Here is a 14,564-nt window from a genome sequence, read left to right as displayed (position 1 = left end):
AGTCGGGACGAGGAATTACATGACGCTCAAACCACCCGAGATGGGGAAAAACGTGAACGCTCACAATGCCGCGTTCGTTGCCGTGATCGTGAGATTGTGCCGCGCAATCGGAGATCCCACATCTGTAGGGTCTCACCGCTCGTGTCACAGGCCGAGGTCGCTGACCAGCACTTCTTCCGCTGTCTTAGATGGGTGACACAGCGGTTCAGTCTCAGGAACGTGGCCTTTTCCCAGCTCGGTAGTGGGGCCTACGTTGGCGGCTGGGCAAATGGCGCTCTCCGCCACAGAACCTGTAGTCCTTAGCGGGCCTTGGTCAGCAGGGGCCTGTGGAAACAGGACCTTCCCCAGCCTCACGCAGAGTTCTCACAGGTGGTCAACTGTGAGAATCGGGTGGTAGCGGATTCTCCCTGAACCAGCGGCGGACTTCTTCTATCTCCTCTTCCCGCCTGAGTGCCTCAAGCAGCTTCGTCTGCAGGTTCAGCACAGGATGGAGCGGTGGGAGCGCAGACGGCATCGTGGCTATGTGACTGCGGTACAGCTCCACAGCCTCCCCCGTTGCGCCGAGAGCCCCGGAAGGATCACCCTCCACGGCCAGAAGCGGCGCAAGGAATTGCAGCAAGCGGGCGAGGTCGGGTCCGTACGCGGCTGGGTTGTCGGCCGCGAGCTGGCGGTAGATTTCCGTCGCCTCTTTGACAACCGTAAGGGCTTCGCCCCTGTGCCCCGCCCTCGACAGTCGGTTGCCGAGGTTGGACAGTGAGGCGGCGAGTTCGGGTTTGTGCGCGGCTGGGTTGTCGGCTGCGAGTTGGCGGTAGATCTTCACTGCTTCTTCGGTGGCGGCGCGGGCTTCGGTCCTGTGCCCGGCCTCCGTCAGATCTGCGCCAAGGTTAGACAGGGAGCGGGCGAGGTCGGGTTTGTACGCGGCTGCGGCTGGGTTGTCGGTCGCGAGTTGGCGGTAGATCTTCACTGCCTCTTCGGTGGCGGTGAGGGCTTCGTCTCTGCGTCCTGCCTCCGACAGTCGGTTGCCGAGGTTGGACAGGGAGCGGGCGAGGTCGGGTTCGTACGCGGCAGGGTTGGCGGCCGCGAGTCGGCGCCGGATCTCCACCGCCTGCTGTTCGGCGGTGAGGGCTTCGCTCCTGCGCCCGGCCTCCGGCAACCGGATGCCGAGGTTGGACAGTGAGGCGGCGAGTTCGGGTTCGTACGCGGCTGGGTTGTCGGTCGCGAGTTGGCGGTAGATCTTCACTGCCTCTTCGGTGGCGGTGAGGGCTTCGTCTCTGCGTCCTGCCTCCGACAGTCGGTTGCCGAGGTTGGACAGTGAGGCGGCGAGTTCGGGTTCGTACGCGGCTGGGCTGTCGGCCGTGAGCCGACGCCGGATCTCCACCGCCTCTTCGACGACCGTGACGGCTTCGCTCCTGCGACCCGCCTGCGACAGATCGACGCTGAGGTTGGACAGTGAGGCGGCGAGTTCGGGTTCGTACGCGGCTGGGCTGCTGTCCGCGAGCCGACGGTAGATCTTCACTGCCTCTTCGGTGGCGGTGAGGGCTTCGTCTCTGCATCCCGCTTCCGACAGTCGGTTGCCGAGGTTGGACAGTGAGCGGGCGAGTTCGGGTTGGCGCGCGGCTGGGTTGGCGGCCGCGAGTTCCTGGTTGGTGTGGGCGAGGGTGGTGGTGAGGCGAATGGCGAGGGGGCAGATGACACGGGAGGGGTAGGGGAGTGCGGCTGCTGTGGTCTGGATGGCTTGGTGGGCGAGGGGGGCGGTGTCGAGGGCCGTGTCCATGGTGCGGAGGACTTGTTCGCTGTCGTTAGTGCGGCCGGCGTTGTAGTGGGCGATGGCGGCGCGGGCCAGGATGGTGATGAGCTGGGCCTGTTGTCCGGGTGCCGCTGTGGCGAGAAGGGCGGGCAGCAAGATGCTGCCGTGGGTGAGAGTGCGGGAGGCGTGGTATTCGGCGATGCGGTCGGGTTGGAGGGAGCCCCAGTAACGGTCGGGTTCGGCCGGGTACAGCCTGGCCAGCCAGGCCGCGGTGCGTACGGCCTTGTCGGCGGGTAGGTCGGGGATGGTGCTGATGACGTGGGCGGCCTCGTCTTTGCTGGCAGCTCCGGTCAGGGCCGCGGCGGCGACGGCTGCGGCCAGGGTGGTGGTGGGCAAGTTCAGTTTGAAGGCGGGGGCTCTGGCGCTGTCCTCCCAGAAGCGTCCTTCGTGCTGTAAGAGGATCTCTTCGGCCGGGGTGCCGGGGGGTGTGTCGGTGGGTTTGGGGCCGTGCTGCAGCAGGGTGACCAGGGCGGTCAGTTGCAGGGTGAGGGCGTTGTCGTAGCGGGAATCGCTCAGGTCGTCGGGGGGATGGAGGGCGGCGGCCAGGGCAGTCCAGTCGTGCGCGGGCACGGTGGAGATCCGGGGCAGCAGGCAGGCGAGGCCGTGGGCGGCGCTGGTGAATGCGATACGGCGGTCCTGGGTGGGTCGGCTGCGAGGGATGAGCGGGGCGAGTGCGGTGACTGGGGCGGCGGCGAGCAGGCTGCGCACGGCGGAGGCGGCGTTGAGCGGGTCGGTGCGCCATTCCCCATCGGAGCGGGCGAGCAGCAGCAGCCGCACCCGGTGGCGGGAGTAATGCAGGTGGCTGATGAGGCGGCGTAGCAGGCGGGGGCGAGTCTCGGCGTAGTCGACGACGACGAGCAAGGGCAGGGCGGTGGTCAGGGGGGTGAAGTCAGGTGGGGTGTCGTAGTCGGTGAGGTCGGGGCGCAGGTGTCCGGCTACCCAGCCGTGGTGGCTGAGGAGGTTGGTGAGGTGGCGGGCCAGGCGGGTCTTGCCCTGCCCACCGGGCCCGGTCAGCACCCGCACCGCGAGCGTGGGGGGACCCTCTTGGCACCAGGTGCGCAGGTCGCTGAGTTCGCTGTCGCGGCCGTGGAATGCGACGACTTCGGCATCAGCGCGCAGCAGCGCAGCCGGTGAGTTCAGGTCGCGTCCGGCTGCCGCCGGTGTGAGGAGCCCAGCGGCTTCCACCGGTTCCAGGACGGGTTCCCAGCCGGTGTGCTGGGCGACGGCGGCACGGAAAGTGTCGTCGGCGAGGAGGCGGGCTGCAGTGGTGGCGGTCAGGCGGGTGCCGCTGTCGGCTTGGCGGTCGCGGCCCACGACGCCGCACAGCATGTCCCCGCCAGGGACGTCGTCGCCCAGGAGGGCGGCTCCCGAGATTCCCGACCAGCGGCTGCCCTCCGAGCCAGGGGGAGGAGCGGCAGGGAAGGTGGGGTCGCTGCTGGAAATCTCGTAGCGGCCGGCCAAGGAGCCGCTGCCCGGGACGATGTGGCCGGTGAGCTGTTCGTCCAGGCGCCGGCCGTCGTCGGGGTCTTTCTGCATGCGAGGGAAGCCGGTCAGGGTAATCGGGTGCGGGCGGGCACCGATGATGAGTCCGAAGCGCTGCGGCGGACGGGTGAGTAGATCGCTCAGGGACTCCGGTGTCTGCCAGCCGTGCCCGCCGGAGATCTCGATCAGCGCTGCATCCACCGTCTCGTCTGCGGGGTGCCAGCACACGATGGCGGGAAACTCCTGTCCGCCAGCGTCAGGCTGGGACACGGTCAGCGGGTTGCCGCCCGCATCGTTCATCCTGTCCAGGACGTGGGCGGCCGTCAGCACCAGCCGCGGCGCGATCAGGTAGCCCGACCCGAAGCTCCGCTTGTCCGTGCCCGGTTTGCGTACCCGGATCTGCACCCGGCGGTCGAACTCCACGGCATCCCCCGTTCCCTGCTCCCCAACCTGCGCAGGCCCGGCCCGGCTATTCCTCGTCGCTGACGTCGATGTCGCCGCCGCCGGGCAGGTGAGGCTGCAGCGTCACGGTCACCGTGTGGGTGGCCTTCCTGCCACTCTCCTTCCTGCCGCCCAGGCTGATCACGCTCCACCGCAGCCCGCCGTTAACACCCTTGGTACCGGTCAACTCCAGGCCGAGTTCCAGCGAGATCTCTCCCAGCGTGAACAGCACCCCCCGGTGGCCACCGCCCGCAGGGGCGGCGATGCGCTCCTGTGCTTCGGCGATCTGGTCCCGCAGCAGTGCGATCGCGTCCGCGAGGTCCATCCACTCCTGATCTGAACTGCTTGTGTTGCCCACTACGATCCCCTCCTGTTTGCCCAAGCCCTGTTGTACCTACGGCGAGAGGGCGCACCTGGCTACTCCTCCCGGCGTAAACGCCAACGACTCGGGCCCGGCGAGCTCCGGTTCCAGGCCCGAGCTGATGTTCCTGCACATCGTCCTCCGTCTGAAGGGACGGCGTCATGAGGCAGCCAGCCGGTTCACCCCGAAAGAGCGGAACCCAACCACGCTACCGCCGGTACGCGTCCACAGACCTGGTGCATTCTGCGTATGTGACGGCTGCGAAGGCTGGATTCTCATGGGGGCGCCTGGACGCTCCGAACCGCTTTCGCCGCCGGGACGAACCAGGTGCCTCGCTATATCACGAAGATGACTGCCGCTTGAGCGGCGGGTCTCGACAGCCATCGCCCGAAACGGTGTACGGACGGATCGAAGTCAGCAAACAGAAGCCCCGCCAACTCCAGCCGCGACTCATAGATCACGTGGTCACGCATCGTCGCCGACCAGTAGGCCCCGGAGCGGGGCTTCTGCCCGCGATACCAACGGAATGTGCGCCACGGAGTCGCCGATCCCAACAGGTCGATAGGCACAGTCATCCACGACAGACCCTCGACACACTTGCCGTCGCGCGAGCGAGCACTGACCACTGCGGTAGGACCATCCGTGGTGTACCCCCAGCCGGGTGAGGCCCTATACACCCACGATGCCCACCCTCCGCGAGGAGGGCAGGCAGAAACTGTCCCTGCCACTCGAATGAGTGAGTGTGCTGAGCTGCAATTCTCAGCACAACGCCATATATGGCCCTGACGTGCAGTCAACTCTGAGAATATGGCGCCATTTTCGAGAACCTACACAGCAGTCGGATCCGGCAGTTCGCCGGGGGCAGACAGGAAAGATCGCGAAAGGACTGGTGGAAGCCGCCAGGGGCATGTCAACGTAGACGACTTCCCCGAAACACCAGGTCAGAGAGGTGATGCCTGTGACCGTGGACGCGTCCACGCCCGGATTCTCCACTACCACCGAGGCTCTGCGGCTGCGTTCGTGGCAGCTGGGACCCGGCCAGCCGACGATGGTCACCGACCTGTTCAACGCGGAGTTCTTCCACCTCGTCGTGGACGACCGGGCCGATGTCCACGTCAGCAGCAAAGACGGCCGCTTCTACCTCGGATGGTTCCCGCTGGGGCGCCCGGGCACCGATGGCGACGGCTGGGCCCTCGCCGTCACCGGCACCGCCAAGGTCCCCGGCTACCGGATCCGCTTCGACACGGAAACGCCGGCGGAGATCGTCGCGGCCACGGTCCAGCGCGTGCTGGCCACGTCCCGGCCACTGTGACCCCACCACCACCGCGCGGCTCGGATCTGCTGCTCACCGACGGCACGTACCCTTCCCTCGTCCCCTGGTGGGGCGCCCGTTACTGCAAGGAGATGAGTCTTGGCCCCGGAGCTGACCGTCGGCGACCTGCTGGAGAGCCTGTCCGCCGGCGACCGCGACGTGGTGGTCCGTCTGCGGATCAACCCCTTCGCCCCCACGGTGCGCCGCCTGGGCGGCGTGGTCCCCACCCGTGACGACGCCGACCGGCCGGTGGTGTTCATCGCAGAGGCCAAGGACGCCGAGCCGCTCGGCACGCGGCCCGAGCCGACCGTCGGCGACCTGCTCGACCAGCTGTCCGCCTGCGACCGCAACGCCGTCGTGCAGTTCGCCCTCAACCCCGGCTTCCCGATGGCCCACCGTGCGGGCCCCATTGCCGCCGCCCGCGATGAGATGGGCCGTCCCGTGCTGTTCCTCACCGAGCCGGACGAGGACGAGGCCGAGCAGTTCGGTCCCCTGTTGCCTCACGTCGCGGTCGCGCTGACCTGGCACGAACCGACCGAGGCCCCGCCGCGCCGCCGGCGCGGCACCCGCCCCAGCGGCGGGCAGTGAATCACCTGCGAGCCCACGGAGGCGCCCCTGCACCCGCACCATCCCTCTGACTCCTCCTATCCCCTCTCGCCGCCCCCGGTTCACTGGGTCACCCCGCGCCATCTGGCCGGTGACGACGACGCCCTCGCCGAGCAGGTCGGCGAGACCCTGACCGGTCTGGGCTGGCGCATGTGGCCGACCTCCCGCGACACCCTGCTGTATGTGAGCCCGGACGAGCTGCGCGGCGCCGAATGGATCCTGGCCAGCAGCCCGTTCACGCTCGGCGGCCTGCGCGTCGCCCTGCAGATCTCCGCCCGCCCGGACGCCGGCAGCGCGCTGGTGCAGTGGAACGCCTACTTCACCACCGGTGTCCCGCACGAGGCGCTGCACGACTTCCTCGTCGCGCTCGACGCCAGCGCGGTGCCCGATACCGGCTTCGAGGAGCCCGAGGTGGTGGTGGCAGCCCTGAGCGCGCAGGGCTGGATCCGTGACGTGGACCGGCCCCGCACCGCCGCCACGGACCCGGGCTTCGCCTCGCACGTCTCGCTCGAGATGCTGCCGGACCTGATCGCGGATGCCGATCTGCGGGAGGACCTGATGGGCTGGCAGGCATGGGCCGAGCCCACGTTCGGCGCCACCTATCTGTGGTGTGCGAACTTCAGCCCGAGCGTCCCCAACGAGCTGGTCGCCGTGTTCGCTGCCTCGCTCGCCTCCCCAGTCCCGGTGGCACGCCACCGGCTGCCGCACAGCGCGCAAGATCGCCTCACGATCGTCCGCCGCGGCTGACCCTGGGCCTGACCGACAAATCCGCGTCACCGGCCGCTCCACTGTGATCTCTGCCGGATGGTTCGACACCCTCGCCGAGGGCTGGCTGCTCGCCGAGTGGGCTTGCCGCCGCCTGGAGCGCGCCGTCCACGAGATCGTCCGCCTGCGCGACGACATCGAGGGGGAGCGCGGCGCCGACTCCGCCCGTTGCGAGGAGCAGGAGCAACGCGCCACATAGCCGCCTACCTCCAGCAGCACGGCCTGGTCCTCGATGAGGACGGCGATGAGACCTACGCCCCCCGCGATCGCACCACCGGCGCGACGCCGCCCCTCGGCGCCACCTTCTACAGCTGACGGGCCCGCCCGGCCCTTCGGGGCCGGGCCCTGCACTCCGCCAGGTACTGCCACCCCTGAAGCGGAGAGATCACACAGAACGCCACCGAGACCTTGGCGAACTTTCGGCGCAGACTTGTACAGGGGCACCCAGACAGACCAAGGGAGGTGCCCATGAGCGAGAAGCGAGAAGCGAGAGGCCAAGCGCCGGGCTGAATACGAGCCGCGCACTGGCCGGGACGACTGGGAGGAGTTCCAGAAACTCAGCCCGATGGCTCGCCTGAAGTTCTTTCGCACCCCCCCGCAGGATGGTCCCTGTGAACTGCACATCGAACAGAACCTTGCCCGGGCTGGCGTTCTCGGCACCACCAAGGACTTGCATTGGCACTGGTGGATCTCTGGACTAGATGGTCGGATCGCCCACTCCGGCTACCGGTTTACGGTGAAATTGGCCGACCAGGTAGGCCGCAAATTGGCCGCCAAGCATTCGAACCAGATCAAGTGAGCGCTCTGACCGCCCACCCAAATTCGACGCAAGCATGGCACCGGCCCCGTTCCACCCGGCTGCCGTTGATCACCGGGCATCGGTTGCATGAGAGCGGCTACTGGATCTGCGCGTTCCCGGACTGCGAGCGGCACCCCGCCGATCATGTCCAGGCCGAGGGCAGTGGCTCGAGGCGGCGCACACCTTCACGCCTCAGCGTATCGCGCCTTTCCCGCTGCCGGACGTGTGGCTACCGCTGGCAGCACGCCAGGAACCGGCGTGGGACCCTTGAAGTCGTCGTCTTTGCGCGCGGCCATATGCACGCCGTGAGCGTGAAAGTCTCATGTTAGACGCGCGATCATCTTGAAGCCGTCGCTGGTGTACTCGGTATACGGCAATGCCGCCACGCGGGCGGCATCAACCGTGATGTCTCAGGGTGCCCGGGGCCGTCATTCGTGGCGCCTTATGGACGTAAGGATGGAGCGAGATATGAGCAAGCATGTCGGCACGTACCACTACAAGGAAGACTGCGCCAGGACCTTTCCCGCACCCACCGAAGAGACTTTGCGCACACGGGAGATATGGGAGTGCGATTGCGGGAAACGATACCTCACAGAGCAGTACGCGGACATAGGCGAACCGAAGCGGACTCCGGCAGGGGACCCGAATTGGTACTGGCGCTACCACTGGGTCGAACAGAAGCCCACGTGCACATGCGACTCGTAGGACCTGGTCAGGTTGGTATGGGAACCGGCATGTCGCGGTGACAGGTGGGACAGGCGCCGGTCCAGACCGCAAGGAGTAACTGCAGTGGGGGCGCGCGACGGGGACGAGGGTGACGTGGTGGTGCCATCCCCGCCAGGTGCGGCCATCGGCGGGGGAGTCGGAGTCGGGCGGGGTGAGCCGCTTGGTCCAGGCGGGTAGGGCGGGGGTGTCGTGGTCGTGCTCGGTGCACCAGTGGAGCCAGGACAGGAGGGCGGCTCGGCGTTCGGGGTGCGGAGGGAGTCGAGGAAGGCGTCGGCGGCGGTCTGGACGGTGAACGTCTTGCCGGTGCGCAGGGTGACGACGGTGGGGTACTGGGTCCTCCTTGCCGCAGATAACGGGACCGCTTCGCGCACCGGCGGGCGAGTGTTCCTGCAGGTGGCGTTCCATGGTGCCGCAGATAGTGGGGCATTATCTGCGGGTTGTCGCGCTGTCCCGCAGGACGGGGCGGCGGATGGATCAGGCAGTCGATCCACGCTCCTCGCCGTTGAGAAGTCGGCGCACGTCCGACGCTTCTTGGGCGCTGCCCATGGCCTCCAGGACGTCGGCCAGCGTGCCTCTCGCCGCCTGCAGGCGGTCACGGTAGGCCGCAGGCGTGTGCTCGGCCAGTTTGGTGAATATCGCTACTGCTTCGGTTACTGCTTCCAATGCGAGGGGGAGATTTTCCGGCCCCCTGAGCTGCACCCAGGCAGTTGCCCACAGCGAGGCGGCGAGGTCGGGTTCGTAGGCGTCGGGGTTGGCTGCCGCCAGCCGCCGCCTGATCGCGGTGGCTTCCTCGCTCGCGGTCAGGCCCTCCGCCCGCCGCCCCACCTCCCCGTAGTCGACGGACAGGTTGTTGAGCGAGGCAGCGAGGTCGGGTTCGTGGGCGTCGGGGTTGGCTGCCGCCAGCCGCCGCCTGATCGCGGTGGCTTCCTCGCTCGCGGTCAGGCCCTCCGCCCGCCGCCCCACCTCCCCGTAGTCGACGGACAGGTTGTTGAGCGAGGCAGCGAGGTCGGGTTCGTGGGCGTCGGGGTTGGCCGTCGCCAGTCGTCGGTACACGGAGGTGGCTTCCTCGCTCGCGGTCAGGCCCTCCGCCCGCCGCCCCACCTCCCCGTAATGGATCGACAGGTTGTTGAGCGACATGGCGAGGTCGGGGTCGTGGGCGTCGGGGTTGGCTGCCGCCAGCCGCCGCCTGATCGCGGTGGCTTCCTCGCTCGCGGTCAGGCCCTCCGCCCGCCGCCCCACCGCCCCGTAGTCGACGGACAGGTTGTTGAGCGAGGCAGCGAGGTCGGGTTCGTGGGCGTCGGGGTTGGCCGTCGCCAGCCGCCGGTACACGGAGGTGGCTTCCTCGCTCGCGGTCAGGCCCTCCGCCCGCCGCCCCACCGCCCCGTAACGGATCGACAGGTTGTTGAGCGACATGGCGAGGTCGGGGTCGTAGGCGTCGGGGTTGGCCGCCGCCAGCCGCCGGTACACGGAGGTGGCTTCCTCGCTCGCGGTCAGGCCCTCCGCCCGCCGCCCCACCGCCCCGTAATGGATCGACAGGTTGTTGAGCGACATGGCGAGGTCGGGGTCGTAGGCGTCGGGGTTGGCCGCCGCCAGCCGCCGGTACACGGAGGTGGCTTCCTCGCTCGCGGTCAGGCCCTCCGCCCGCCGCCCCACCTCCCCGTAATGGATCGACAGGTTGTTGAGCGACATGGCGAGGCCGGGTTCGTGGGCGTCGGGGTTGGCTGCCGCCAGCCGCCGCCTGATCGCGGTGGCTTCCTCGCTCGCGGTCAGGCCCTCCGCCCGCCGCCCCACCTCCCCGTAGTCGACGGACAGGTTGTTGAGCGAGGCAGCGAGGTCGGGTTCGTGAGCGTCGGGGTTGGCCGTCGCCAGTCGTCGGTACACGGAGGTGGCTTCCTCGCTCGCGGTCAGGCCCTCCGCCCGCCGCCCCACCTCCCCGTAATGGATCGACAGGTTGTTGAGCGAGGCGGCGAGGCCGGGTTCGTAGGCGTCGGGGTTGGCCGCCGCCAGCCGCCGGTACACAGAGGTCAGGTCGTGGTGGAGTCGCAGGGCGAGGGGGGCCACGGCGCGGGAGGGACGGGGAAGCGCGGCGGATGCCGCTTGGAGGGCATCGGGTGTGGGTGGGGCAGTGTTCAAGGCGGTGTCGATGGTGTGCAGGACGTCGGTGCTGACGGTGGGGCGGCCGGCGTTGGCGTGGCCGATGGCGGCGCGGGCCATCACGGTCAGGGCCTGGGCCTGCTGAGTGGCCGATGCCTGGGTCATGAGGGCGGGCAGGAAGCTGTCGGGGCCGGTGAGCTGGGTGGAGGCGTGGTGTTCGGCGATGCGGTCGGGTTGCAGGGAGCCCCAGTAGCGGCCGGGGGCCGGTGGGTAGAGGAAGCCCAGCCACCGCGCGACGGCCCGGGCCCGGCCGCCGGGGAGGTCGGGGACCGCGGCCGTGACGGTCAGGGCTTCGGTTGGGTCGGCGGCTCCGCACACCGCCGCGGCGGCCACCGCGTCCCGCAGGGTGTCCATCGTCAGGTCGCCGAGCTTGAACATGGGTGATTTCGCGGTGCCGCCCCAGTAGCGCTCCTCGTGGCTGAGCAAGGTGGCCTCGGCGGGCTGGCCGGGGTCGGTGTCCACGGGGGCGGGGCCGTGTTGCAGGAGCGTGACCAGGGCGGTCATCTGCAAAGTGAGGACGGAGTCGTAGCGGGGGTGGGTGAGGTCGTCGGGAGGCCGCACGATGGTGGCCAGGGCGGCCCAGTCGGTGGCGGCGTGATCGGGGAGCTGGCCCAGCAGCCGGGCCAGGCCGGTGGCCGCGGTGGTGAAGGCGGTGGCGCGGGTGTGGGTGTGGGCGGTGCGCGGGATCAGGGGGGCGAGGTCGGTGACGGGGGCGCCGGCCAGGATCGCGCGGGTGGGCGCGGTGGCGTCGAGGGTGTCGTTCTTCCAGTCCCCGTCGGCTCTCGCCAGGAGCAGGAGGCGGGTGGGGTGGTGGCTGGTGCGGAGGTGTTCGACCAGGCGGCGGACCTGGTGGGGCAGGGTTTCGGCGTAGTCGACGACCAGCAGCCGGGGGTGGGTGGCGGTGTCCAGGACACTCCAGTCGGGGCCTGGGCCTTGGGGGTCGTCGGTGAGGTCGGCGCGCAGGTGCCCGGTGATCCATCCGTGCTCGCGCAGCTGGGTGGTGAGGTGGCGGGCGAGGCGGGTCTTGCCCTGGCCGCCCGGGCCGGTCAGCACCCGCACGGAGAAGGTCTCCCGCGCGTCGTGGCACCAGGCGCGCAGGTCGCGGAGTTCGTCGTGGCGGCCGTGGAAGGTGACGGCTTCGGCGTCGGCGCGCAGGAGCATCGCCGGTGAGCGCAGGTCCCGCTCGGTTGCGGCCGGTGCCAGCAGTCCGGCCGGCTCGACGGCTTCCAGGACGGGTGGCCATCCGGTCTCCGGGCAGGGGTTGAGGGTGGGTGGTTCGGTGCTGTGGCGGTGGATCAGGCTGCGGAAGGCGGGGTCGGCGAGCAGGTCGAGGGTGCGGGTGGCGGTCAGCCGGGCCCCGTGGGTGGCCTTGCGGTCCTGGCGCAGGACCCCGACGAGCAGGTCCCCGGACAGCAGGGCGGCCCCGGAGATTCCCGACCATTTGGTTCCTTTGGCCCCGGGCGTTGTGGGGGCGGTGGCGGGCAGGGGGTCCAGGCTGAGGACCTCGTAGCGGCCTGCCGGGTCGCCGGTGAGGGGGTTGACGTGGCCTTGGAGCGGTTCGGCTCCGCGGCCGGACTGGTCCTTTTGCAGGCGGGGGTAGCCGCGGGCCTGGACGGGTTGCGCGTGGTGGGGGCCGATGAACTGGCCCCAGCGCTGAGGCGGGCGGGTGCGCAGGCCGCGCAGGGAGTTGGGGATCTGCCAGTCGGCGTGGTCGTCGACTTCGACCAGGGCGGCGTCCACGGTGTCGTCGTACCGGCACCAGCGCACGGTACCCGCGAACTGCCGCCCGCCCGCACCGGACCGGCTCACCAAGACCCCGCCCTGCCCGGTGGCGGCCGCGCTGCCCAGGACGTGGGCAGCGGTCAGGACCAGGCGGGGCGCGACCAGGTAGCCGCTGCCGAACCACGGCTTGGCCTGCGCGGCGCCGTCCGGTTTGGGGACGCGAATCTGTACGACCCGATCAGACTCCATCGTCCTCCCCGTCTCGTCCCGTCGCCTGTCGTCCGGTCAGCTTCCGGGCTGGCGGTTACATGTCGTCCTCGTCGCCGACCTCGGTGTCGCCGGGATCACCGGCGCCGGGCAGGTGCGGCTTGAGACGCACGGTCACCGTGTGGGTGGTCTTGCGGGTGGTCTCCTTCTTCCCGCCGAGGTTGACCACGCTGAAGCGCAGGCCGCCGTCCACACCGCGGGTGCGGGCCAGTTCCATGCCGAGCTCCACGGTGATCTCGCCCAGCCCGAAACCGACCCCCTGGTCCCCGTCGTCGGCGACCCGGCGCTGGGCCTCGGCGACCTGCTCCCGCAGGAGGGTGATCGCGTCCGCGAGGTCCAACTCGTCGTCCCCCACACCGTTCCCGGCCATCGCTGTCCCCTTCCGCCCCGCCCCGCGCGGGCAGCGAGCACTGAATTGCCAGCCTCCCACCCCCTACGGGCCGGGAGGAGGGAAACAGCCGGATAGGTCCGCCAACGGGCGCGACCGGGAACGCCAAGACGACCGCCGCTGCCCCGACCAACGAGCCGCCAGCCCCGCCGGGCACGGAATAAGCCAGCAGGATCGTCACCAGCCGCAAACGGCGGTAATCAGTCCTCGGGCCTGGTGGGCTGGGGCAGTACCGGCGTGCGCTTCGCCTCAGCGAGTGCGAGGCGGCCGCTCTTCAACTCGGGCAGGTAGTTGTAGATCGTGTTCCTGGAGACGCCGGGTAGCTTCGCAATCGACGTGACGGTGTTCTACGGTCGGCAAGCAGGTCGCTGGTCGCAGGCATCGGTGAGTACACCAAAGCCCTGCTCGGCTCAGTACAACACGCGCGAACTGACGCGGAACACCCGTCCAGGCAGCACACAGCCCCGCGAGCGGCACGCGCACGCGGGGCTGCTGAGACGACGGTGGGCTAGACGGTGGCCTTGGCGAACGCCTTGCCCAGGTGCGCGTCCAGGAGTCCGGGCGAACCGGAGACGATCACCAGGACGTTGCCGCTACGGATCGCCGTCTGCTTGACGACGCTGCGCTGACCGCCCGTGGAGTAGGTGAGCAGCTGGCTCCAACGCTCCTCACCGAGCTGGGGGGCGCCGGTCGTCTGGGTGGTCATGTCGATGGCGGTGCTGCCCGAGACGACCTGGTACGTCGGGCAGGAGGCCATCGCCTCGAAGATGCGGCCGACGCCGTCTGACAGCTTCTGCGCGGTGTCGCTGTACAGCTCCTCGGCCACCTCGGAGTCGCTGTCGCCGTTGTAGGCGAACGTGGCCTTCACCTTGTTCGGGAAGTCGAGGCCCTGGCCGGTCGCCGTGTCCCCGCCGAGCTGGTTGAGGGCGGGGCAGCCGATCACCGCGAAGTCGTCGTTGTGCTGAGTTCGCTCGGCTTTGCGCACGTAGCCCTCGCCCAGGTCCTTCTCGGTCAGCAGCCGCTTGCTCAGCACGGCCGAGGACAGCGACTTCGCGCCGACGGCATCGCTTCCACCGCGGGGCGAGGAGGACGCTGTCGGCGACGTGCCGGAGGGGGCGGCGGAGCAGGCGGTAAGAGTAAGTGCAGTCAGGACAAGGGCGGCCGTGGTGTGGTGACGCAAGTGAAACCCCCTGGTGTGCGGAGCGGGCGGTCTGACTGGGGCCGACACGCGATCCGCTGCCGGCGGGGAGGGGGGTACGGGCGGTCAGTGGCCCAGGTGGCGCAGGCCGTCGTCCAGGGTGGGGTGGAAGTGGTCCACCGGACCGGAGTTGCGGTTGTACCAGGCCGGGTCCAGACGCGGCTCGGCGGTGTTGTGGCCAGCGCGGCAGCGCAGCCAGACCGTGTCGTCGCGCATGCTGAAGACGATCCAGTCCCGGTACGCGCCGCACTGCGGGCACTCGCGCACCTCGCCGTCGACGACGAGCGGCTGCTCCCAGCGCATCATCAGTCCCTCGACCTCGTGGCGCGATGGCGCGCGAAGCTCCTGCGGCGGAAAGTCGGGCACCTCTTCGATGCCTCCGCCGTGGGCGGGAGTCGCAGGCTCGGCGGCCGGGTCGGCGAAGTCGGGCGCCGGCCAGTTCGCGTGCATCTGCAGCATCGCCTGGCCGGCGAGCTGGGCGTCACGGAACTCGCGGTCCGCGCGGCGTCGAAACATATGTCCCCCTCTTCGTCTTT

11 protein-coding genes are annotated in these 14,564 nt (G+C 69.5%); 5 read left to right on the top strand and 6 right to left on the bottom strand.

Annotation, left to right across the window (positions count from 1 at the left end; all coding sequences use genetic code 11):
• Positions 1-373: 373 nt before the first annotated feature.
• Positions 374-3,712, bottom strand: coding sequence for a tetratricopeptide repeat protein (locus BX283_RS08695; RefSeq protein WP_101387065.1), 3,339 nt, complete (start codon positions 3,710-3,712; stop codon positions 374-376).
• A 46-nt stretch (positions 3,713-3,758) separates the two neighbouring features.
• The gene (locus tag BX283_RS08690) at positions 3,759-4,055 is read right to left on the bottom strand and encodes a trypco2 family protein (protein ID WP_101387064.1); all 297 of its coding nucleotides are present in this window, start codon (positions 4,053-4,055) and stop codon (positions 3,759-3,761) included.
• Between the two features lie 988 nt (positions 4,056-5,043).
• Here BX283_RS08690 and BX283_RS08680 point away from each other — a divergent pair.
• The 5 genes from BX283_RS08680 to BX283_RS40010 all read left to right on the top strand — a co-directional run bounded on the left by BX283_RS08680 (position 5,044) and on the right by BX283_RS40010 (position 7,573).
• Positions 5,044-5,403: a DUF317 domain-containing protein gene (locus BX283_RS08680; RefSeq protein WP_373979151.1), complete on the top strand. Its 360-nt coding sequence runs from the start codon at positions 5,044-5,046 to the stop codon at positions 5,401-5,403.
• A gap of 99 nt (positions 5,404-5,502) precedes the next feature.
• Positions 5,503-5,991, top strand: a complete 489-nt coding sequence (locus BX283_RS08675) for a hypothetical protein (protein ID WP_306822796.1) — start codon at positions 5,503-5,505, stop codon at positions 5,989-5,991.
• Positions 5,992-6,159: 168 nt separating this feature from the next.
• On the top strand, positions 6,160-6,756 hold the full coding sequence (locus BX283_RS08670) for a DUF317 domain-containing protein (protein ID WP_306822795.1): 597 nt from the start codon (positions 6,160-6,162) through the stop codon (positions 6,754-6,756).
• A 43-nt stretch (positions 6,757-6,799) separates the two neighbouring features.
• On the top strand, positions 6,800-6,973 hold the full coding sequence (locus tag BX283_RS40555; RefSeq protein WP_180357109.1) for a hypothetical protein: 174 nt from the start codon (positions 6,800-6,802) through the stop codon (positions 6,971-6,973).
• 366 nt (positions 6,974-7,339) lie between these two features.
• Positions 7,340-7,573: a hypothetical protein gene (locus BX283_RS40010; protein ID WP_143676408.1), complete on the top strand. Its 234-nt coding sequence runs from the start codon at positions 7,340-7,342 to the stop codon at positions 7,571-7,573.
• 1,200 nt (positions 7,574-8,773) lie between these two features.
• Here the strand turns inward: BX283_RS40010 and BX283_RS08665 are convergent.
• The 4 genes from BX283_RS08665 to BX283_RS08645 all read right to left on the bottom strand — a co-directional run bounded on the left by BX283_RS08665 (position 8,774) and on the right by BX283_RS08645 (position 14,544).
• A complete protein-coding gene (locus tag BX283_RS08665) occupies positions 8,774-12,424 on the bottom strand; it encodes a tetratricopeptide repeat protein (protein ID WP_101387061.1) in 3,651 nt (1,216 codons plus the stop codon).
• 55 nt (positions 12,425-12,479) lie between these two features.
• Positions 12,480-12,812 (bottom strand): trypco2 family protein, encoded by a 333-nt coding sequence (locus BX283_RS08660; protein WP_101387060.1) that lies wholly within the window; start codon positions 12,810-12,812, stop codon positions 12,480-12,482.
• Positions 12,813-13,338: 526 nt separating this feature from the next.
• Complete coding sequence (locus tag BX283_RS08650; RefSeq protein ID WP_101387059.1) at positions 13,339-14,010, bottom strand: hypothetical protein; 672 nt, start codon at positions 14,008-14,010, stop codon at positions 13,339-13,341.
• An 84-nt stretch (positions 14,011-14,094) separates the two neighbouring features.
• Complete coding sequence (locus BX283_RS08645) at positions 14,095-14,544, bottom strand: hypothetical protein (RefSeq protein ID WP_257582278.1); 450 nt, start codon at positions 14,542-14,544, stop codon at positions 14,095-14,097.
• Positions 14,545-14,564 lie beyond the last annotated feature (20 nt).

Origin of the sequence: Streptomyces sp. TLI_146 (assembly GCF_002846415.1) — a bacterium.
Taxonomy (GTDB): domain Bacteria; phylum Actinomycetota; class Actinomycetes; order Streptomycetales; family Streptomycetaceae; genus Streptomyces.
Note: the sequence above shows the minus strand (reverse complement) of the source record. Positions and strands in the feature narration are given on the sequence as shown.